18 protein-coding genes and 1 rRNA gene are annotated in these 19,502 nt (G+C 60.9%); 11 read left to right on the top strand and 8 right to left on the bottom strand.

The window, feature by feature from the left end; translation table 11 throughout:
* Positions 1–1,001: ribosomal RNA gene (locus AC07VH_RS17065) — 16S ribosomal RNA — on the bottom strand; the annotation flags it as partial.
* A 574-nt stretch (positions 1,002–1,575) separates the two neighbouring features.
* Between AC07VH_RS17065 and AC07VH_RS17060 the strand changes: the two genes are divergently transcribed.
* The 3 genes from AC07VH_RS17060 to AC07VH_RS17050 all read left to right on the top strand — a co-directional run bounded on the left by AC07VH_RS17060 (position 1,576) and on the right by AC07VH_RS17050 (position 5,046).
* A complete protein-coding gene (locus AC07VH_RS17060; RefSeq protein WP_494788748.1) occupies positions 1,576–2,868 on the top strand; it encodes a sensor histidine kinase in 1,293 nt (430 codons plus the stop codon).
* A gap of 63 nt (positions 2,869–2,931) precedes the next feature.
* Positions 2,932–3,690: a LytR/AlgR family response regulator transcription factor gene (locus AC07VH_RS17055; RefSeq protein WP_494788747.1), complete on the top strand. Its 759-nt coding sequence runs from the start codon at positions 2,932–2,934 to the stop codon at positions 3,688–3,690.
* A 165-nt stretch (positions 3,691–3,855) separates the two neighbouring features.
* On the top strand, positions 3,856–5,046 hold the full coding sequence (locus AC07VH_RS17050; RefSeq protein WP_475415213.1) for a PAS domain-containing sensor histidine kinase: 1,191 nt from the start codon (positions 3,856–3,858) through the stop codon (positions 5,044–5,046).
* A gap of 45 nt (positions 5,047–5,091) precedes the next feature.
* Here AC07VH_RS17050 and AC07VH_RS17045 read toward each other — a convergent pair whose 3' ends face one another.
* The 3 genes from AC07VH_RS17045 to AC07VH_RS17035 all read right to left on the bottom strand — a co-directional run bounded on the left by AC07VH_RS17045 (position 5,092) and on the right by AC07VH_RS17035 (position 7,879).
* Positions 5,092–6,039, bottom strand: a complete 948-nt coding sequence (locus tag AC07VH_RS17045; protein ID WP_489628407.1) for a porin — start codon at positions 6,037–6,039, stop codon at positions 5,092–5,094.
* Positions 6,040–6,225: 186 nt separating this feature from the next.
* Positions 6,226–6,876: a class I SAM-dependent methyltransferase gene (locus tag AC07VH_RS17040; protein WP_436499149.1), complete on the bottom strand. Its 651-nt coding sequence runs from the start codon at positions 6,874–6,876 to the stop codon at positions 6,226–6,228.
* Positions 6,877–6,937: 61 nt separating this feature from the next.
* The gene (locus AC07VH_RS17035) at positions 6,938–7,879 is read right to left on the bottom strand and encodes a CysB family HTH-type transcriptional regulator (RefSeq protein ID WP_086138738.1); all 942 of its coding nucleotides are present in this window, start codon (positions 7,877–7,879) and stop codon (positions 6,938–6,940) included.
* Between the two features lie 160 nt (positions 7,880–8,039).
* Here AC07VH_RS17035 and AC07VH_RS17030 point away from each other — a divergent pair, with 160 nt between their 5' ends.
* From AC07VH_RS17030 to AC07VH_RS16995, 8 genes are all read left to right on the top strand, one after another.
* Positions 8,040–8,813 (top strand): sulfite exporter TauE/SafE family protein, encoded by a 774-nt coding sequence (locus tag AC07VH_RS17030; RefSeq protein WP_475415211.1) that lies wholly within the window; start codon positions 8,040–8,042, stop codon positions 8,811–8,813.
* An 81-nt stretch (positions 8,814–8,894) separates the two neighbouring features.
* The gene (locus AC07VH_RS17025; protein ID WP_494788746.1) at positions 8,895–10,583 is read left to right on the top strand and encodes a nitrite/sulfite reductase; all 1,689 of its coding nucleotides are present in this window, start codon (positions 8,895–8,897) and stop codon (positions 10,581–10,583) included.
* Positions 10,576–11,136: a DUF934 domain-containing protein gene (locus AC07VH_RS17020; protein WP_475415209.1), complete on the top strand. Its 561-nt coding sequence runs from the start codon at positions 10,576–10,578 to the stop codon at positions 11,134–11,136. The genes AC07VH_RS17025 and AC07VH_RS17020 overlap by 8 nt, the downstream gene beginning before the upstream one ends.
* Positions 11,137–11,145: 9 nt before the next feature.
* Positions 11,146–11,862 carry a phosphoadenylyl-sulfate reductase gene (locus AC07VH_RS17015; RefSeq protein ID WP_489628408.1) on the top strand — a complete coding sequence of 239 codons (717 nt, stop codon included), beginning with the start codon at positions 11,146–11,148 and terminating at the stop codon, positions 11,860–11,862.
* Between the two features lie 33 nt (positions 11,863–11,895).
* Positions 11,896–12,813: a sulfate adenylyltransferase subunit CysD gene (gene cysD, locus AC07VH_RS17010; RefSeq protein ID WP_475415217.1), complete on the top strand. Its 918-nt coding sequence runs from the start codon at positions 11,896–11,898 to the stop codon at positions 12,811–12,813.
* Complete coding sequence (locus tag AC07VH_RS17005) at positions 12,813–14,129, top strand: sulfate adenylyltransferase subunit 1 (RefSeq protein ID WP_494788745.1); 1,317 nt, start codon at positions 12,813–12,815, stop codon at positions 14,127–14,129. The genes cysD and AC07VH_RS17005 overlap by 1 nt, the downstream gene beginning before the upstream one ends.
* A gap of 27 nt (positions 14,130–14,156) precedes the next feature.
* Positions 14,157–14,921 (top strand): uroporphyrinogen-III C-methyltransferase, encoded by a 765-nt coding sequence (cobA, locus tag AC07VH_RS17000; protein WP_475415206.1) that lies wholly within the window; start codon positions 14,157–14,159, stop codon positions 14,919–14,921.
* A gap of 247 nt (positions 14,922–15,168) precedes the next feature.
* Positions 15,169–15,816 (top strand): hypothetical protein, encoded by a 648-nt coding sequence (locus tag AC07VH_RS16995; RefSeq protein ID WP_494788744.1) that lies wholly within the window; start codon positions 15,169–15,171, stop codon positions 15,814–15,816.
* Here AC07VH_RS16995 and AC07VH_RS16990 read toward each other — a convergent pair.
* Genes AC07VH_RS16990 through lptF form a run of 4 tightly spaced genes read right to left on the bottom strand, consistent with a single transcriptional unit; the run spans position 15,813 to position 19,496 of the window.
* Complete coding sequence (locus tag AC07VH_RS16990; RefSeq protein ID WP_494788743.1) at positions 15,813–16,781, bottom strand: Stealth CR1 domain-containing protein; 969 nt, start codon at positions 16,779–16,781, stop codon at positions 15,813–15,815. The genes AC07VH_RS16995 and AC07VH_RS16990 overlap by 4 nt on opposite strands.
* Entirely contained in the window at positions 16,778–17,185 is a 408-nt protein-coding gene (locus AC07VH_RS16985) for a sirohydrochlorin chelatase (RefSeq protein WP_070219474.1), read from the bottom strand. Before AC07VH_RS16985 ends, AC07VH_RS16990 begins: the two co-directional genes overlap by 4 nt.
* The gene (gene lptG / locus AC07VH_RS16980) at positions 17,185–18,354 is read right to left on the bottom strand and encodes an LPS export ABC transporter permease LptG (RefSeq protein ID WP_475415202.1); all 1,170 of its coding nucleotides are present in this window, start codon (positions 18,352–18,354) and stop codon (positions 17,185–17,187) included. Before lptG ends, AC07VH_RS16985 begins: the two co-directional genes overlap by 1 nt.
* Positions 18,351–19,496 (bottom strand): LPS export ABC transporter permease LptF, encoded by a 1,146-nt coding sequence (lptF, locus tag AC07VH_RS16975; RefSeq protein WP_475415201.1) that lies wholly within the window; start codon positions 19,494–19,496, stop codon positions 18,351–18,353. The genes lptG and lptF overlap by 4 nt, the downstream gene beginning before the upstream one ends.
* Between the last annotated feature and the right edge of the window lie 6 nt (positions 19,497–19,502).

Genomic DNA, 19,502 nt, shown 5'->3' with positions numbered 1-19,502 from the left:
GGATTCCAGCCATGTCAAGGGTAGGTAAGGTTTTTCGCGTTGCATCGAATTAATCCACATCATCCACCGCTTGTGCGGGTCCCCGTCAATTCCTTTGAGTTTTAATCTTGCGACCGTACTCCCCAGGCGGTCTACTTCACGCGTTAGCTGCGTTACCAAGTCAATTAAGACCCGACAACTAGTAGACATCGTTTAGGGCGTGGACTACCAGGGTATCTAATCCTGTTTGCTCCCCACGCTTTCGTGCATGAGCGTCAATCTTGACCCAGGGGGCTGCCTTCGCCATCGGTGTTCCTCCACATATCTACGCATTTCACTGCTACACGTGGAATTCTACCCCCCTCTGCCAGATTCTAGCCTTGCAGTCTCCAATGCAATTCCCAGGTTGAGCCCGGGGATTTCACATCAGACTTACAAAACCGCCTGCGCACGCTTTACGCCCAGTAATTCCGATTAACGCTTGCACCCTACGTATTACCGCGGCTGCTGGCACGTAGTTAGCCGGTGCTTATTCTTCAGGTACCGTCATTAGCAAGGGATATTAGCCCTCACCGTTTCTTCCCTGACAAAAGAGCTTTACAACCCGAAGGCCTTCTTCACTCACGCGGCATTGCTGGATCAGGCTTTCGCCCATTGTCCAAAATTCCCCACTGCTGCCTCCCGTAGGAGTCTGGACCGTGTCTCAGTTCCAGTGTGGCTGGTCGTCCTCTCAGACCAGCTACTGATCGATGCCTTGGTAGGCTTTTACCCTACCAACTAGCTAATCAGATATCGGCCGCTCCACGAGCATGAGGTCTTGCGATCCCCCACTTTCATCCGTAGATCGTATGCGGTATTAGCGTAACTTTCGCTACGTTATCCCCCACTCCAGGGTACGTTCCGATATATTACTCACCCGTTCGCCACTCGCCACCAGAGCAAGCTCCGTGCTGCCGTTCGACTTGCATGTGTAAGGCATGCCGCCAGCGTTCAATCTGAGCCAGGATCAAACTCTTCAGTTTAATCTCTGTTACTTTGCCCTTTTACAGGCACCGTCATTGCTGACGGGTCGCTCACTCAAAAAACTGACAGGCCACTTCTTACGAAGCGTCCTATTTCATTTATTTATTCGTGAACATTTGATATTTTAAGTTTTACACTGCTTGCGCAGCGCTGCACTTACATCAAATGCCCACACTTATCGACTGTTAATTGTTAAAGAACGGTATTCGGTGCTACTTTCGCGCTATCGACAAAGCGTTGTGTTTGTCAGCTGCGAAGAAGGAAGAGTATGAAGCATTTCACTACATCCGTCAACTCCTTCTTTTTCTCACCGTACTCAGCATTTGCATGCGTCGTTCAGCGAGGGGGCGAATTATAGCCCTGCCCCGCGCGGCCCGCAAGCGCTATTTTCCCGCCTTCGCCGCCCAGCAAGCATAGTCTTCACTTCAAGCGCCTTTTTGTGCAGCCTGTCGCAATCGGCTGGCGTAGTTCGTGGTCTTTAGGCACAGTGGCAACATCAGACTCTGACGCTACTCAACAAGGGGTTAAACTTGCCTGCTGCGTCGATTAACTCTTGTACTTGAAAGTGCCCCCATGCTTCCGATTTCCAGCCTGCCCCAATTGTTGAAAACCATCCTCGCTTGGTTGCAACGGGCATTCGACGCGACGACGACCTGGGTTACTCAGTTGTCTTGGTGGAAATTCTTCCTGTTCGCTGCACTGGCTCTGATCGCCGGTTCCATTTTGCAAGATGAGCTGTTCTCGTCCAGCCCGGACGAAGAAGTGGTCATCAAGTCGCATAAACGCAGCAACAAGGGTTCAGGGGAAACCAATATCCTGATCGACGATACGGGCATCCATTTCAATCCCCGCAACGGCAAGAACCGGCGCAGCAGCACGGCCGAGGCGGCCAGCGATCCAGCCGATGCCGCCGAGGCGGATGCAAAAGCCAGTGCCGTGCCGCCGGAACCGCCGCAACCACCAGCCGCCCCTGCCAAGCCCAACTATCCGGTGACCACCAATGCTTCGGGGGAAGAAGTCCATATTGAATTACCGCCACAAATCGGCGAAGAGTTGTCGAATGCCATCGAAGAAGCCGTCGATGATGCGGCGGAGCAAAAGGTGTCGCGCTATCACCAGCAAGCCTCGACCTGGTTCAAGAGCTTTGTCTCCCTGCTGGTACTGGCCCTGTTCGCCATGAAAGCCCTGGTCGGCGGCAAGAAACGCGCCGAAGCGGAAACCGTCACGGCCAACGAAGCGGCCGAGCGCGAATCCATGCAGCGCCAGCTCAGCGAAGCGAAGATGCAGATGATGCAGGCGCAAGTCGAGCCGCACTTCCTGTTCAATACGCTTGCCTCCGTCGAACACCTGATCCAGGTCGACCCGCCGCGCGCGGCCAAGATGCAGCGCAGTCTGATCCAGTATCTGCGCGCCGTGCTGCCGCAAATGCGAGACAACGCCCTGATTACCAACCTGGGCCGTGAAGCGGACATGGTGCAAGCGTACTTGAACCTGCTCAAAATGCGCATGGAAGAACGCCTGACCGTCGACTTCCAGATTCCCGACGGCCTGCGCAGCGCAGCCTTCCCGCCCATGATGCTGCAATCGATGGTGGAAAATGCCATCAAGCACGGCCTGGAAGTCAAACCGGAAGGCGGCACCCTGCGCATCGTGGCCGAAGTGGCGCACAGCAAGCTGCGCGTGACGGTCACCGACGACGGCCTCGGCTTTGGCGTGGTACCCAGCGATGGCACGGGACTGGGTTTGCCCACCATCCGCGAACGCCTGAAGCTGCTGCATGGCGACCAGGGCAGCCTGACCATTACGCCAAATCAACCGTCCGGCGTGTGTGCGGTGATCGAAGTGCCATATCAATTGTCCAAATAAGACAGTTGATAAAAACGCTAAATCATTGAATAATCAATCTTCGCCTGTTCACACTTGAGACCTATGCCTACCGCTATTATTGCCGACGACGAAAGACTGATGCGCGACCAGCTGCGCCTGCGCCTGGGCCAGGCCTGGCCTGAACTGGAAATCATCGGCGAAGCCAAGAATGGCGACGAAGCGATCGAACTGGTGGAACAACTCAAGCCGGACTTTGCCTTCCTCGATATCCGCATGCCGGGCAAGACAGGCATGGAAGCGGCGCAAGTAATAGGCAGCAAGACGCATATCGTCTTCGTCACGGCCTATGATAGCCATGCCGTCGAAGCCTTCGAGCGGGGCGCCGTCGACTACGTGCTCAAACCGCCCGAGCATGAGCGCTTGCTGGTGACGGTAGAGCGCCTGAAAACACACTTGAACAAGCCGGCCCTGGACGTCAACAGCAGCGTCACGGCCATGCTGTCGCAACTGGCGGAGAAAATCACGGCCAAGCCCGCTTACTTGCAATGGATACAGGCCAGCATCGGCCAGGACTTGCGCATGATCCCCGTGGAAGAGATTTTGTTCTTCCGTTCTGTCGAGAAATACACGTGCGTACAGACGGCCAAGTATGAAGCGCTGATCCGCAAGCCCGTACGCGACCTTGCCGAAGAGCTCGATCCTTCGCTGTTCTGGCAAATCCACCGCGCCACCCTGGTCAACGTGAATGCCATCGAAGGCGTGACGCGCGACATCCGCGGCCGCCACCTGGTACTCATCAAAGGCAAATCCGACAAGCTCGAAGTCAGCCGCAGCTTCCTGCATCTGTTCAAGCAAATGTAAATCGCTCGCCGCCGCCCGGCCCAGGTCGGTGCGGCGCCTTGATCTCTTCCTTTCCCCTTCCTGCGCCACATCAAGCCGCGCCGCGCCAGCAGGCATAGGCTAGATAAAGTCCAACCTCCCAGCACCGTCTTGCCTGCCTTCGTACACGTTCGCAAGGAGAACCCCATGCCCGACCGAGGCAGTCCCGCACTGCTGCGCATCTTGCCGCTGGGTATGGCGGCGGCGCTTTTGCTGTGCTTGTTTCCCCCACTGAAAGCCCGCCGGCAACAGCAGGCACGCGGCCAGGCCATCATCGACAGCGCCAGCGACGCCATCATCAGCATCGACAGCCGGCAAATCATCCTGCATGCGAACGCGGCGGCGGCCAGATTGTTCGACGACACGCCGGCCGGCATGCGCGGCATGCGCCTGGGCCACTACATCCTGCGCGACTTGCGTACCCTGGGTGGCCTGGGCAAGCACGATGGCGAGCCGCCGTTTGGCGACATCAGCCAGGAACTGCGCCTGACGGGCCGGCGCGCCACCGACTACACCTTGACGGGACGGCGCAGCGATGGAGTCATGTTTCCCCTTGAAGGATCGCTCTCGGCCATGCAGGAAGATGGCCATAGCGTATTTACCATCATCGTGCGCGACATTACGGCGCGTCAGCAGATGCATGAACAGCTGGCCCGCTCCTTTTCGCAACTGCGTGAATTGTCGAGCGCGCTGCAAACCATCCGCGAAGAAGAACGCAAGCATATCGCGCGCGAACTGCATGATGACCTGGGGCAATTGCTTGCCACCTTGCGCGTCGACCTGACCCTGGTGCGCCAGCACACGGACACCACCGCGCCCCTGCAAGCCTTGCTGCACAGCATGGACGGTTTGCTGGTGACGGCCATCACCTCGCTGCGGCGCATCGCCAGCAACCTGCGCCCGCGCGCGCTCGATGAAGGGGGATTGTATTTTGCACTGCAAAAACTGCGCCACGACTTCCTGCTGCGCCGCGCCATCCATTTCGATTTGCTGGCCGACGAGGCCGACCTCGTGCTCGACGATGCGCGCAGCACGGCCATCTACCGCATCGTGCAGGAAGCGCTGACGAATATCGCGCGCCATGCCGAGGCCAGCCACATCACCATCGCCCTGCACCGCATCGATTCCTCGCTGGCGATCACCATCCAGGATGACGGCCGCGGCATTGCCGAACACGACATGGAAAAAGCCACGGCACTGGGCTTGCTGGGCATGCGCGAACGGGTGTGGGGCTTGAACGGCAGCATCCATATCGGTGCCGATAGCGAGCTGGGCGGCACACGCATCGACATCTCGCTGCCCATGCAGGCAGAAGCGGCAGCCGCGGCGATGCAATAAAAAAGGCGCCCGCAGGCGCCTTTGCTTCGTCACATCGAACGATGCTTAGAATTTGTGTGCCAGACCAATCTGGTACGAGGTCAGCGACTTGACGCGCTCGCGGCCAGCGTAAGCGTACACGTCGGTGCGCTTCGACAGGTGGTAGTCATAGCCGACGCCGAATTCCTTGATGGTATCCTGATCCTTGAACTTGTTGTTGCTCTGTTCTTGCTTGCCATACGACACTTTGGCATCGCCGCCGCCCACCGTGTAGTTCAGGCCGACCAGGTAGGACTTGAATTCGCCAGTCGTGGCAACCTTGGTGTCGCCTTTCGAGTAGGCGGCCGTGATCTTGGCTGGGCCGAATTTATAGCCGCCACCGATGGACCACAGGTCAGCCTTGGCTGCCGTAGCCGTTGCCTGCACGGCTTTCTCGTAGCCGGCGTGCAGGCTGATCGGACCATTGTCGTAGGTTGCCAGGCCGATCACGCCGGCGTCAGCGCTGTTGACTTCGCTCAGCACATATTGCAGGCTGCCCACGAAACCGTCAAAGCTTGGGCTGTTGTAGGTCACGGCATTGTTGACGCGCGACGTGCCGACGCCCGAACGCAGCAGGGTTTCATTGTTCTTGCCGACCACGCCGTAGGTGTTGAATGGGTCGACGCGGGCGATGGTGCCATCGACCAGGTTCTTGGTGCGGCCCAGGATGGCGGTACCGAAAGCGCCTTTCAAGCCCACGTAGGCTTGACGGTCGAACAGCACGCCTTTTTGCGCGCCGGTGTCGGCCAGGAATTCACTTTCCAGGTTAAAAATTGCGGACAGGCCGCCACCCAGATCTTCCGTACCCTTGAAACCGAGGCGCGATGCATTGTTTTCGCGTTGTACCGTCGGCTGGCCAGTGGTCTTGGCGATACCGAGGTCAACCAGACCATAGACGGTGACGTTCGATTGTGCTTGCGCCGTAGCTGCTGCGAAGGTGCCGACGATCAATGCTGCCAGAGTAATTTTTTTCACTTGAGAATCTCTACATTAGGTTGGACAAGATGAGCTGCTGCTGAGCTGCTGAACCGAATCATGCCCACGAAATACTTCAACAATATGACATCGACAAGATGTTGTTTTTTGGAACAACATCTTGTCAGATAAAAACAACAGACGAAAAAAAACCGCCCGCAGGCGGTTTGTCTTGCCGTGCCAGCCTTACTTCAGACGGCAGCTCAGCAGCCAGTAGTATTCCAGGCGCTTCATGCGGATTTCGCGGGCCGAGTGGGCAAACTTCTTGCGCAGATGGCTATCCGACGGGAAATTCTTCAGCACTTCATAGCGCTCGCCCCCATCCGTCGTACGGAACTGGTGGGTATTGCCTTCCAGGTCGGTGCGCGCGATGACCGTGCTGCTGCCATCGACATAGGAATTGTCGATCAGCACCAGCAGGATGTCCTTGCCCAGCTTGCTGCGCAATTGCTTCAGGTATTTGTCCTGGTCTTCGCGCTTGACGTGCGACCACCAGAAGCCCGCGAACACGGCCGTGAACTTGCCCAGCATGTCATCGGGCAAGTTGAAAGCGTCGAGCTTGGCAAAGGTGACGTTGTCGGGCAAGCCGCGCTTTTGGGCCAGCGCCAGCATTTCATCGTTGATATCGGTGGCCAGCACGGACTCGGCCGACTCGGCGACCACTTCCGTCCAGTAGCCGGTACCGCAGGCCAGTTCCAGCACGGTGTGGCCTTCCAGCACGTCGGCGACCTTGTCGCGCAACACTTCCAGGTCTTCCTGGCGTTCGGGCTTGTCATAGACGCGCTCGTACTGCTGCGCGATGGTGGCGTAATATTTGGCAAGCTGATCGGTAATCATTGTTTCTTCTCTTCTTAAATAATCTTGGCCAGGCACCTCGCCCGGCCGACTTCCTGCATTGTTATAGTTCGTAGTGCTCTTTATCACCGCTCATCGCCTGCTCGATGAGCTTGCGGTTCAAGGTCGGCGTCAGCAACTCGATAAAGGTATAGATATAGCTGCGCAAATACGCGCCCTGCTTGACGGCCACGCGCGACACATTCATGCCGAACAGGTGCCCGACAGGGATGGCGCGCAAGCCTTTGTCGCGCTCCGCATCGAAAGCCATACCCGCTATGATACCAATCCCCATGCCCAACTCGACATAAGTCTTGATCACGTCGGCGTCTATGGCTTCCAGCAAGATGTCCGGCTTCAGGCCGCGCAGCACGAAAGCATGGTCGATCTTGTTGCGCCCGGCAAACGCGCTGTCATAGGTAATCAGGGGGAAGGCGGCGATTTCTTCCAGGGTCACGGACTTCGATTTGAGCAGCGGATGATCGAGGGGCACCACCACCACATGCTCCCATTGATAGCATGGCAAGGTAATTAAACCATCGATGGCGGCGATCGATTCCGTGGCGATGGCGAGATCCGCCTGGTCGCGCTGCACCATCTCGGCGATCTGGCGCGGATTGCCTTGCAGTAAAGACAATCTGACCTTGGGGAACTTCAGCATGAACGCTTGCACCACCTTGGGCAAGGTGTAGCGCGCCTGCGTATGCGTGGTGGCAATGGTGAAGCTGCCGCTGTCCTGCGCCGCGAATTCCTTGCCGATGCGCTTCATGCTGTCGATTTCCTGCATGATCAGCTCGACCGACTCCAGCACCAGACGGCCGGGCTCCGTCAGGCCGCGGATGCGCTTGCCGTGGCGCGTAAAAATATCCACGCCCAGCTCTTCCTCCAGCTCGATGATGGCTTTCGATACGCCCGGTTGCGACGTAAACAAGGCCTTGGCGGCGTCCGTCAAGTTATAGTTCTGCCGGACCGCTTCGCGCACGAAGCGCAGTTGATGGAGATTCATTGCTGGTTTGCCCTAGATTGCCGTGATTTGCCGAGTTTCCGCCCTACCCATGATTTTGCATGCATGCATATACGCATATCGCATATAAGCAAATGCGTACTTAGTAGTTTGGATTAAACACTAAGTTTATTACTATTGCGGGTACTTTGGGGGTGCAAGCATGACTTTGTCTTATATAGTCTCAGGATTTGCCGTAGGATTACTGGTAGGAATGACCGGCGTGGGCGGCGGTTCGCTGATGACGCCGCTGTTAACCCTGCTGTTTGGCGTACCGCCTTCCGTGGCGGTGGGCACCGACCTGGCGTTCGCCTCGATCACCAAGAGCGCCGGCACGCTGACGCACCGCCTGCGCGGCACCATCCGCTGGGATATCGTCAAGCGCCTGTGCATCGGCGCCCTGCCCGCCGCCGTCGTCGCGACCCTGGCGCTGAAATCGTTCGGCACCCTGTCGCCGCAAATCGGCCAGATCATCCGTTACTCGATCGCCGGCTCCGTGCTGCTGACCGTCGTGGCGCTCATTTTCAAGGGCCGCATGCTGGCTTGGATTAATGCCCACCCTGAGAAACAATTGCAAGGCAACAAGCTTGCCGCTGCGACCATCATCGCCGGCGCCGTGCTGGGCGTGCTGGTGACGGTGTCGTCAATCGGCGCCGGCGCCATCGGCGCAACCTTGCTGGTGATGCTGTATCCACGCATGAGCTCGGCTGAAGTGGCGGGCACCGACATCGCCTACGCCGTGCCCCTGACGGCCATCGCCGCGCTGGGCCACTGGTGGCTCGGCTCCATCCACTGGGAATTGCTGGCTTCCTTGCTGGTCGGCTCCCTGCCCGGCATCACGCTCGGTTCCTGGGTCGCCCGCTCCGTGCCGGAAAAGTTTTTACGCGTGCTGCTGGCGATGACCTTGACCGGCGTGGCAGTAAAGCTAATCTATTAATGACCGACCATGTGACAAGAGCAGTATCAAGAACATCATCCCAGGCAGTCTTCCAGCACCCCGGCTTTTTTAGGAATTGATATGTACCATTACGATCAGTACGACCACCTCATCATCAAAGAACGCATCGCCCAGTACCGAGACCAGGTTGCGCGCCGTATCGCCAATGAACTGACGGAAGAGGAATTCATTCCGCTGCGCCTGCAAAACGGCCTGTATATGCAACGCCATGCCTACATGCTGCGCATCGCCGTACCGTACGGCTTGCTGTCGGCGAAGCAGATGCGCATGTTCGCGCACATCGCGCGCAAGTACGACCGCGGCTATGGCCACTTCACGACGCGCCAGAACATCCAGTTCAACTGGATTGAGCTGGAACAAACGCCCGACATCCTGACGGACCTCGCTTCCGTGGAAATGCACGCGATCCAGACCTCCGGCAACTGTATCCGTAATACAACATCGGACCCGTTCGCCGGCGTCGCCGCCGATGAAATCATCGATCCGCGCCCGTACGCGGAAGTGTTGCGCCAGTGGAGCACCTTCCACCCCGAGTTCATCGCCCTGCCCCGCAAATTCAAGGTCGCCATCAATGGCGCCGAGGAAGACCGCGCCGCCATCGCCGTGCACGACATCGGTCTGACGGCCGTGCGCAACGAAGTCGGCGAAGTGGGCTTCAAGGTGATGGCGGGCGGCGGCATGGGCCGCACGCCGATCCTGGGCAGCGTCGTGCGTGACTTCCTGCCATGGCAGCACTTGCTCACGTATATCCAGGCGATCATGCGCGTGTACAACTTGCACGGCCGCCGCGACAACAAATACAAGGCGCGCATCAAGATCCTGTTGAAGGCCATCGGCGTGGAAGAATTCACGCGCCAGGTGGAAGCCGAATGGGTCGACTTGAAGGATGGCCCGGAAACCTTGACGGCCGAGGAAATGCAGCGCGTGGCGGACTTCTTCAATCCGCCCGCCTACCTTGCCCTGCCAGAACTCGATTACCAGGCCGAACACGCGGACAACAAGGCCTATGTAAATTGGCTGGCGCGCAACGTCAAGCCGCACCAGCGCCCCGGCTACGTGGCCGTGGTCCTGTCCCTGAAGAAAACCGGCGTGCCGCCGGGCGACGCGACGGCCGAGCAGATCGACTTCGTGGCCGACCTGGCCGACCGCTACAGCTTTGGCGAACTGCGCGTGACGCACGAGCAAAACCTGGTGCTGGCCGACGTGGAACAGTCGAAACTGTTCGCACTGTGGCAGGAAGCCAAGGCGCACGGCCTGGCCACGCCGAACATCGGTTTGCTGACGGACATGATCTGCTGCCCGGGCGGCGATTTCTGCTCGCTGGCCAACGCCAAGTCGCTGCCGATCGCGGCCGCCATCGCGGAACGCTTCGACAGCATCGACTTCCAGCACGACATCGGCGAGATCGAACTGAATATTTCCGGCTGCATCAATGCCTGCGGCCACCATCACGTGGGCAGCATCGGCATCCTCGGCGTCGACAAGGATGGCAGCGAATGGTATCAAGTGTCGATTGGCGGCGCGCAAGGCAACAACGCGGCCATCGGCAAGATCATCGGACCATCGTTCTCTTCCCTGCAGATGCCTGAAGTCATCGGCCGCCTGCTGCACGTCTACGTGCGCGACCGCCACGAAGGCGAGCGCTTCGTCGATACGGCCCAGCGCCTGGGCCTGGCGCCGTTCAAGGAACACGTATATGCAACGCCGATCACGGTCGGCAACCTGGTGGGAGAAGACGAATATGTTTGAAGTACGCGAAGAAATCATCAAGAACGCCGCCGTGGTGCCGAATACCTGGGGCTTGCTGCGCCTCGATGAGACGGACACGCCGGAAACGGTGGTCGTGCCTGCAGGCAAGGTCATCGTGCCGCTGCCCGTGTGGCAAGCCCAGCGCGAAACCCTGGCGGCCCGCCTGCCCGACATCGGCGTCTGGCTGGCCAGCGACGAGCGGCCGGAAGAGCTGGCGGCCGATGTGGCGCAACTGCCCGTCATCGGCGTGGACTTCCCGAAATTCACGGATGGCCGCGGCTATTCCATCGCCTTCAACCTGCGCGCCCGCCTGGGTTTCCAGGGTGAATTGCGCGCCATCGGCGACGTGCTGCGCGACCAGCTGTTTTCCATGCACAGGGTCGGCTTCGATGCGTATGCGACACGTCCGGACCGCAGCATCCATGACGCGCTGAAAGGATTATCCGTGTTTTCGGAAACCTACCAGGCGTCGTGGGACCAGAAATCGCCGCTGTTCCGCCGCCACCACCGCGAAGGCCAGAATCCTGACCTCGACAACGCGGCCGGCATCTGAGGACCCATCATGAGCGATCTGACTTCTTTGATTGACGCCACCGAGCAAACGCTGACACGCATCGCCGCGGATTTTTCGCCGGCCGTGTTCGCGTCCAGCCTGGCAGCCGAAGACATGGTGCTGACCGACATGATTCTCAAGGCAAAGCTGCCCATCGGCATCTTTTCCCTGGAAACGGGCCGGCTGCACCAGGAAACCCTGGCCGTGCTCGACAAGGTGAAAACCCGCTACGACCACGACATCACCCTGTACCGCCCGCGGCCGGAAGCGGTGGCCGCCTACGTGGAACAGAATGGCCTGAATGCCTTTTACAACAGCGTCGAGATGCGCCGCGAATGCTGCCGCATCCGCAAGGTCGAGCCGCTGGGCCGCGCCCTGGCGGGCAACAAGGCCTGGGTCACGGGCCAGCGCCGCGCCCAGTCCACCACGCGCGCCGAATTGCACGTGCAGGAAGACGACGCGGCGCACGCGATGACGAAATTCAACCCGCTGGCCGACTGGTCCGAGCAGGATGTGTGGGACTATATCCGTGCCAACGACGTGCCCTACAACGCGCTGCACGACCAGGGCTACCCGTCCATCGGCTGCGAACCGTGCACGCGGGCCGTGCAGCCGGGCGAAGACGTGCGCGCCGGGCGCTGGTGGTGGGAAAACCCGGATTCCAAGGAATGCGGCCTGCACATGGTGGACGGCAAGTTGATCCGCATCAAATCCGTGGCAGCCTGAACAGACACAACAGACTCAGCAGAACAAGAAAGCATCCATATGAGCAATATTTTGAACCAGCGTCACCTCGACAGCCTTGAATCGGAAGCCATCCACATCATGCGCGAAGTGGCGGCCGAATCGGCCAATCCCGCCCTGTTGTTTTCCGGCGGCAAGGATTCCGTCGTCCTGCTGCGCCTGGCCGAGAAGGCCTTCCGCCCGGGCAAGTTCCCGTTTCCCCTCGTGCATATCGACACGGGCCATAACTTCCCGGAAGTCATCACTTTCCGTGATAAAAAGGTGGCGCAGCTGGGCGAGCGCCTGATCGTCGGCTCCGTGGAAGACTCGATCAAGCGCGGCACCGTGCGCCTGCGCAATCCGGCCACGGATTCGCGCAACGCGGCGCAAGCCGTGACCTTGCTGGAAACCATCGCCGAACACGGTTTTGACGCCTGCATCGGCGGCGCGCGCCGCGATGAAGAGAAGGCCCGCGCCAAGGAACGCATCTTTTCCTTCCGCGACGAATTCGGCGCCTGGGACCCGAAAGCCCAGCGCCCCGAGCTGTGGGACCTGTATAACACGCGCGTGCATCCGGGTGAAAACATGCGCGTCTTCCCCATCTCGAACTGGACGGAACTGGACGTGTGGCAATACATCGCCCGCGAGCAACTGGAATTGCCGCCGATTTACTTCGCGCACGAGCGCCAGGTGATCCCGCGCAACGGTTTATTGGTGCCGCTGACGGATCTGACGCCGCCGCGCGACGGCGAAACGGTGGAAACGCAAGTCGTGCGCTTCCGCACCGTGGGCGATATCTCGTGCACCTGCCCCGTGTCGTCCGACGCGGCGACGGTGGACGCCATCATCGCCGAGACGGCAATCACGCAAATCACGGAGCGGGGCGCCACCCGCATGGATGACCAGACTTCCGAAGCCTCGATGGAAAAACGCAAGAAAGCAGGGTATTTCTAATGAACGCAGCAATCCAGAACACCACTCTCACCGACAGCCTGGAGCGCGGCATGTTGCGCTTCATCACGGCCGGTTCCGTCGATGACGGCAAGAGCACCCTGATCGGCCGTTTGCTGTTCGACAGCAAGGGCATCTTCGCCGACCAGCTCGACGCCATGTCGCGCTCCAAGCACAAGCGCACGGTGGGCGACACGGTCGACCTGTCGCTGCTGACGGACGGCCTGGAAGCGGAACGCGAGCAAGGCATCACCATCGACGTGGCCTACCGTTACTTTGCCACGCCGAAACGCAAGTTCATCATCGCCGACACGCCGGGCCACGAGCAGTACACGCGCAACATGGTCACGGGCGCTTCCACGGCCGACGCCGTCATCATCCTGATCGACGTGTCGAAGGTGAAACTCGGTGACGACGGCAGCGTGGAACTGTTGATCCAGACCAAGCGCCATTCGACGATTGCCCATCTGCTGCAGATCGAGCACGTGGTCGTGGCCGTCAACAAGATGGACCTGGTCGACTACGATGAAACGGTCTATAACCGCATCATCGCGGCCTACCGCACATTCGCCCAGTCGCTGGGGCTGAAGGACATCACGCCGATTCCGCTGTCGGCCTTGACGGGCGACAACGTCGTCGAACGCGGCGACAAGCTGGGCTGGTACACGGGCCCGACCCTGATCGAGCTGCTCGAATCGCTGTCCGTCTACGACGAGTCGCACGACACGCCATTCCGCTTCCCGGTGCAGCTGGTGGCGCGCCACAACGGCCACGAAGCGAACGACTTCCGCGGCTACATGGGCCGCATCGAGGCGGGCAAGGTCAGCATCGGCGACACCCTGGTGGTGCAGCCGTCGGGCCAGACGGCGACAGTGAAAGATATCGTCACCCTGGACGGCTCGCTGCCGACGGCCGTGGTGGGCCAGTCCGTGACCCTGCTGCTGAATGAATACCTCGATATCTCGCGCGGCGACCTGCTGGCCAGCAGCGAGCGCCCTGCCACCCTGCTGAAACAGGTGGTGGCCGACGTATGCTGGCTGTCGGAAGACGCGCTGGACCTGCGCCGCAAGTACTGGATCAAGCACGGCACCAAGCAGACGGCGGCCAAGGTGACGGCGATCGAATCGATCCTCGACATCAACACGCAGCAGCGCCATCCGGCCGAAGGCTTGAAGCTCAACGACATCGCCCGCATCAGTCTGAACGTGCAGCAGGCGCTGGCGGCCGATGCGTATGCCGATATCCGCGCCACGGGGGCATTCATCCTGATCGATGAAGTCACCCACCAGACCGTCGCGGCCGGCATGGTCCGACTCTAACCCGCTTCGTCCAGGAAAGGCAGCCATATGCACAGCTCCCCATCACTCCCCGGCAAGGTCTACCTGATCGGCGCCGGCCCCGGCGCGCAAGACCTGATGACCTTGCGCGGCGCCCGCCTGCTGGCGCAGGCCGACGTCGTGCTGCACGACGCGCTGGTGACAAGCGAGATGCTGGAGCTGTGCCCGCAGGCGCACAAGATCCTGGTCGGCAAGCGCTGCGGCCAGTTATCGACGGCGCAGGCGTTTATCAACAAGCAGCTGGTCGACAATGCCCGCAAGCACGCCGTCGTGGTGCGCCTGAAAGGGGGCGACCCCATGCTGTTCGGCCGTGCCGACGAGGAATTGCGTGCGCTGGAAGAGGCGGGCATCGCCGTCGAAGTGGTGCCCGGCATTACCACGGCGCTGGCGGCGGCGGCCGCCACACAGCAGCCGCTGACCAAGCGAGGCGTGTCGCGCAGCGTGGCCTTTTTCACGTCCAGCACGGCGCCGGGCGAACCGGAGCAGACGCGCATTCCCGACTGCGACACCCTGGTGCAATACATGGGCGGACGCGAAGCCATCGCCACGGCGCAGCGCCTGCTGGCCCTGGGCCGTCGGGCCGATACCCCCGTGGTGGTGATTGAAAACTGCAGCCGCCCGGACCAGCGCATCGTGCGCCTGACGCTGAGCGCCCTGGCGCATGGCCTGGGCGACACCCACGGCCCCGTGCTGGTGATGCTGGGCGACGCCATGGCCGCGCGCGCGCACCAGCCCATCGCAGAAACGGCGGCCATGCTGGCGCGCCATGCTTGAATAAACACAGCGTATTTTACCGACTTTAAAGTCAGTAACCGACGTCTTCAGAAGAAACATGATACGATGCTCACGCATCTTTTCTCGAGAAGTTGTTGCGTGATAGCAATAAAATCACGCTTCGCCCCGCCATAGCGCTTGCCGCGCGGTCTTCCGGCTGACGGAAACCGCCATGCAATCTCCCCGAAAAAAGCTGCGCCCGCAGGCTGCAATACCGCGCCGCGCAACTTTAGCCTTACGACCACACATGAATTTCACTTCCATGCGCGAAGCCCTGACTTCGCTCAGCCGCAGCAATGCCGGCGTCGCCAGCGCTGTGCTGCTAAGCATGCTCGCCTCCATCGCCCTGTGGACGGTGTTTCCGAATATCGACGATGAAAACCATTTGCTGGAATGGCTGCAGGCGCTGTTCCTGGCCCTGGCCTGCACGGTGCACGGCGTGCGGGCATGGCAAGAGCCTGACCGCCAGTCCTTGCGCTTCCTCATGCATGCCGGCTTGTCGGCCCTGCTGTTCGGCTTCCTGCTGCGCGAACTCGATATCGACCAATTCGGCACGGCGCCCGCCTGGGCGCAGCTGGAAAAAGCCCTGCGCGTGGTGGAATTGCTGATCCTGATACGCGTGCTGATCTTTTTCGCGCCGCGCGCGCGCAAGGTGTTTGCCCATGCGGGCCTGATTTTCAGCATGCGCATCACCATCCTGACGGCCATCGGCGGCTTGCTGATGGTGGCCGGCTGGCCGTTCGACAAGAAGGTCTTCCATGGCATGCCGGACGCCTACGCGCTGCTGGGTGAGGAAGTCTTCGAACTGGGCGCCTATTTGCTGCTGTTCCTCGCTTCGCTGTCCGACAGCACGGCCGCCGCCCGCATCAGCCTGGCGCCCAAGGGCAAGCGCTAAGCCATTTCAAATGAAGACGGCAGCGGCAGCAGCCGCTGCAAGGTGGCGGCCACGCGCAGCAGGCGCGGGTCGTCGTCCTGGGCCTCGTCGCAGGTATCGTTGATGCAGAAAAACGGCAAGCTGCCGAAACGCGCCGCCAGCTCCTCAAGCTGCCGCGGCGCCTGGGCATCGCCGCTGGCGATATGCAGCGGGTCGAGCATGCGCGAGCGCGCAATCCCCTGATGCACCATCCAGCGCGGCACCAGGTCGGGCAGCAAGGCCGGCACCTGCCACGAGCGGAACACCGTCGCGCGCACGCTGGCAAACATGGCCGGCGCCAGCGCTTCCAATTCATGCAGCGCGCTTTTCAGCATGGGCCGCGGCGCATGCGCATACAGGCGCGGTTCATGCCGGTAAGCGGGATACTGCGCCGACAGCCATTGCCGCGACAACGTGGCGCAGTTGACGGGCGCCGCCACGTCGGCGCGCAAGCCCGGCACCGCATCGTGCAGCGCGCTTTCCGTGAAAACGCTCAAACGCCTGTCCCCGTCCCCGCCAAACCAGAATGCAGGCTCGAACGGCGCGCCGAAAAATACGTCGTCGTTCAAATACAGGAAGCGTTCGGACAGGCCCGGAATATGGTGCAGGTACGATTCGATATGGCCGGAATCGAACACGGGCAGGGATGCACCGGGCATCAGGCTCGCGTGATCGATCACCGTCAGGCGCTTTGATGCGCGCAGCCAGGCGGGCACTTGCCGGTCCGTCAGCAGGTAGACGTGGCCGTGGCCGGGGAAGAAGCGCTCGAGCGCGCGCAGGTTGTAGCGCAGTTCGCCGTTGTCCCGGTAGCGCCCCGCCACGTTGCCGTGCAAGGCCAGCTGGCCGGGATGCGCCTGCGCCCAGGCGGCATATGCGTGCCGCCGGCGCGCGCGCCAGGCGGGATCGGCGCCGTCTACCCACAGGTAGACGATGTCGATGCCGCTCAAGGCAGAGGGCTGGAACCTGGCGCCGCCACGCAGTAATCGGCGATGGCGGCGAGCACGCTGGCGTTCTCGCCCACCGCCTCGACCACCTTCAGGCGCAGTGCCGGATGCTGCTGGCGCAGTTCTTCCAGCAGCAGCGGCAAGTCGCGCAGCACATGCCCGCCCTGCCCCAGGAACACGGGCACCACGGTGACGTCGAGGATGGCGCCGGCGGGCAGCTCGGCCAGCAGGCTCGCCACCAGCTCGGGCAGGCGCGGCGTCATCAGTTCCAGGAAGGCCAGGTGCACGCTGGCGCCGGGCATGCGCGCCTGGGTCAGGTCGCGCAAGCGCTCGAATGGGGCGGCCCACGATGCGGCGCGCGCGCCATGGGCAAACAAGATCAGCGCCTGTTTCACGTTGGTCTCCATCAGTGCCGCTCCACCCACCACAGGGCGCCCAGCGCCAGCAGCAGATACAGGGCGCTCGGCGCCACCGCCGTCAGGAAGGCCGGCCAGGTGCTGAGCAAGCCAAGATGCGAGAACAGCGTGTTGACCAGCATGAAGCTCACGCCGATCATGATGCCGATGAAAATCTTCAAGCTGATGCCGCCGCTGCGCGTATGCATGTAGGCGAACGGCAGCGCCAGCGCCATGAGTACGAAAATGGCCAGCGGATCGATCAGTTTTTTCCAGAAAGCGATGCGGAAACGCTCCGTTTCCTGCTTGTTCTCGGCCAGGTGGCGCGTGTACACGGCCAGCTCGCTGGCCGACATGCGCTCGGGATCGGACGCCGACACCGTCAGGATCTTCGGCGTCACTTCCGACGTCATGTCCTTGCTGGCGCTTTGCACCGTACGCACCAGGCTCGTTTCCTGCGCATAGTAGTTTTCCAGCTTCGGCTCGAAGCCGGGCGAGGTCGCCGCGCTGTTCGAGAACGAGGTTTCCGTCACGTCGGTCAGGCGCCAGATATTATTGCCCTGATACGTCGCGCCCTTGGCGACGGTGAGGGTGCGCAAGCGCATATCGGTGTCGAATTCATACAGCTTGACGTTTTTCAGCTGGCCGTCGGGACGCGCTTCGCCCACGTTGAAGAAGCGCGAACCGGTGACGGTGCCCGTCAGGCCGTCGCTCTTGACCATGTCCTTGGTCCACAGGCCCGAGCGAAACTCGCTCGACACGGCCGCGCCGCGCGAAGTCAGCTTCAGGCGTTCGGCCAGCGGCTCCGTGCGCGGCGTGATCAACTCGCCGAAGATGAAGGTGATGACGACGAAGACGATACCGATGCGGAACAGGAAACCGGCAGCCATCGCCGTCGACATGCTCGATGCGCGCATGATGGTGAATTCGGAACTGGCGGCAAATTGCGCCATCGTGTAGATGGTGCCGATCAGCGCCGCGATCGGCATCACCTCGTACACGTGGCCCGGCACCAGCACCAGTACGTACAGGAAGGCGTACTGGATGGTATAGCCGTTGCGGCCCACCTTGGGCAGCTCGCCCGTCAGGTCGATGAAGGCTTGCAGTGCCAGGAAGGCCAGCAGCACGAACAGCACCGCCTGGAATATCGAGACCGCAAAATAGCGCTGTAAGATCTTCATTTCGATGCCGCTTTACTTGGTTTGCCGGCGCGGCGCGCGCGCTTGAAGGCCGCCAGCAGGACCAGCGGATGGTAGCGGTGGTTCACATTCAGGCGCCAGGCAAACAGCGCCACCACGGCCAGCGCCGCCAGCAGGTGCAGCGGCCACCAGGCCAGGCCGAAGGTCAGGCGGCCCTGCTTGACGCTCGCTTCGATGACCTTGATCAGGTTACTGTAGGTGAAGAAAATCAGCAGGGCGATGATCAGGTTGGCCGAACTGCCGGCGCGCGGATTGACAAAGCCCAGCGGAATGGCCAGCAGGATCAGCATCAGGCCGATCAGCGGCGCGCTGACGCGCCACAGCAACTCGGCCATGGTATAGGGATTCGGATCGGCGACCAGCGCCATGGTGCTCATGGCGCGCACGCCCAGTTCCGCGCCCAGTTCCTGCTGCTTGCTCTCGATGCGCATGATGTACTGCTCGAATTCCATGGTCTGGAAGTCCGCCTGTGTCGGCACGCCCTGGTAGCGGCGGCCGCTCTTGAGCACCAGGAAGCGTTCGCCCTTGGCGTCGGTATTGATCACGCCTTCTCTGGCGACGACGACGACGGCGCTGCCTTTTTCATCGACGGTATTGACGAAGACGTTCTGCACCACGTTCTTCTCGCCGCTGACGCCCTCGACGAAAAAGATGCGGTTGCTGCCGGCCGATTCGCGGAACTGGCCTGGCGTGACTTTCTGCAGGTCTTCGCGCTTTTCAAAGCGCGCCACATATTCATCGCTTTTCTTTTGCGCCCACGGCGTGGCGTACAAACTCAGGATACCGGTGGCCAGCACCAGCGGCAGGCCGAAACTGAGCACGGGCCAGATCCAGCGCGACAGGCTCAGGCCTGAGGCGAACCACACCACCATCTCCGACTCCTTGTAGCTGCGCGTGACGACCATCAGCACCGAAATGAAACCGGTGAGGATGATGATGGTCGGCAGCTGCATCAGGGCGGAAAAGACCATCAGGGACATGACGTCGGACGATGCAATCTTGCCTCCCGCCGCCTTGCCGAGAATACCGATCAGCATCCAGGTGAGCAGGATGCTGAACAAAACAGTGAAGGTGGCCCCGGCGGCACTAGCCAATTCACGTCGAAGGGCGCGTTGAAAGATCATTCGGAG

The organism is Janthinobacterium sp. GW821-FHT03C10, assembly GCF_059420865.1.
The sequence above is the reverse complement of the archived record's forward strand: the minus strand, read 5'-3'. Positions and strand labels throughout refer to the sequence as shown.

Coding starts and splice junctions, on each gene's coding strand:
- AC07VH_RS17040 (WP_436499149.1), bottom strand. CDS start 6,876: ATGATTACCGATCAGCTTGCCAAATATTACGCCACCATCGCGCAGCAG.
- AC07VH_RS17030 (WP_475415211.1), top strand. CDS start 8,040: ATGACTTTGTCTTATATAGTCTCAGGATTTGCCGTAGGATTACTGGTA.
- AC07VH_RS17060 (WP_494788748.1), top strand. CDS start 1,576: ATGCTTCCGATTTCCAGCCTGCCCCAATTGTTGAAAACCATCCTCGCT.
- AC07VH_RS17020 (WP_475415209.1), top strand. CDS start 10,576: ATGTTTGAAGTACGCGAAGAAATCATCAAGAACGCCGCCGTGGTGCCG.
- AC07VH_RS16995 (WP_494788744.1), top strand. CDS start 15,169: ATGAATTTCACTTCCATGCGCGAAGCCCTGACTTCGCTCAGCCGCAGC.
- lptF (WP_475415201.1), bottom strand. CDS start 19,496: ATGATCTTTCAACGCGCCCTTCGACGTGAATTGGCTAGTGCCGCCGGG.
- AC07VH_RS17015 (WP_489628408.1), top strand. CDS start 11,146: ATGAGCGATCTGACTTCTTTGATTGACGCCACCGAGCAAACGCTGACA.
- AC07VH_RS17005 (WP_494788745.1), top strand. CDS start 12,813: ATGAACGCAGCAATCCAGAACACCACTCTCACCGACAGCCTGGAGCGC.
- lptG (WP_475415202.1), bottom strand. CDS start 18,354: ATGAAGATCTTACAGCGCTATTTTGCGGTCTCGATATTCCAGGCGGTG.
- AC07VH_RS17035 (WP_086138738.1), bottom strand. CDS start 7,879: ATGAATCTCCATCAACTGCGCTTCGTGCGCGAAGCGGTCCGGCAGAAC.
- cobA (WP_475415206.1), top strand. CDS start 14,157: ATGCACAGCTCCCCATCACTCCCCGGCAAGGTCTACCTGATCGGCGCC.
- AC07VH_RS17050 (WP_475415213.1), top strand. CDS start 3,856: ATGCCCGACCGAGGCAGTCCCGCACTGCTGCGCATCTTGCCGCTGGGT.
- AC07VH_RS17025 (WP_494788746.1), top strand. CDS start 8,895: ATGTACCATTACGATCAGTACGACCACCTCATCATCAAAGAACGCATC.
- AC07VH_RS16985 (WP_070219474.1), bottom strand. CDS start 17,185: ATGGAGACCAACGTGAAACAGGCGCTGATCTTGTTTGCCCATGGCGCG.
- AC07VH_RS17055 (WP_494788747.1), top strand. CDS start 2,932: ATGCCTACCGCTATTATTGCCGACGACGAAAGACTGATGCGCGACCAG.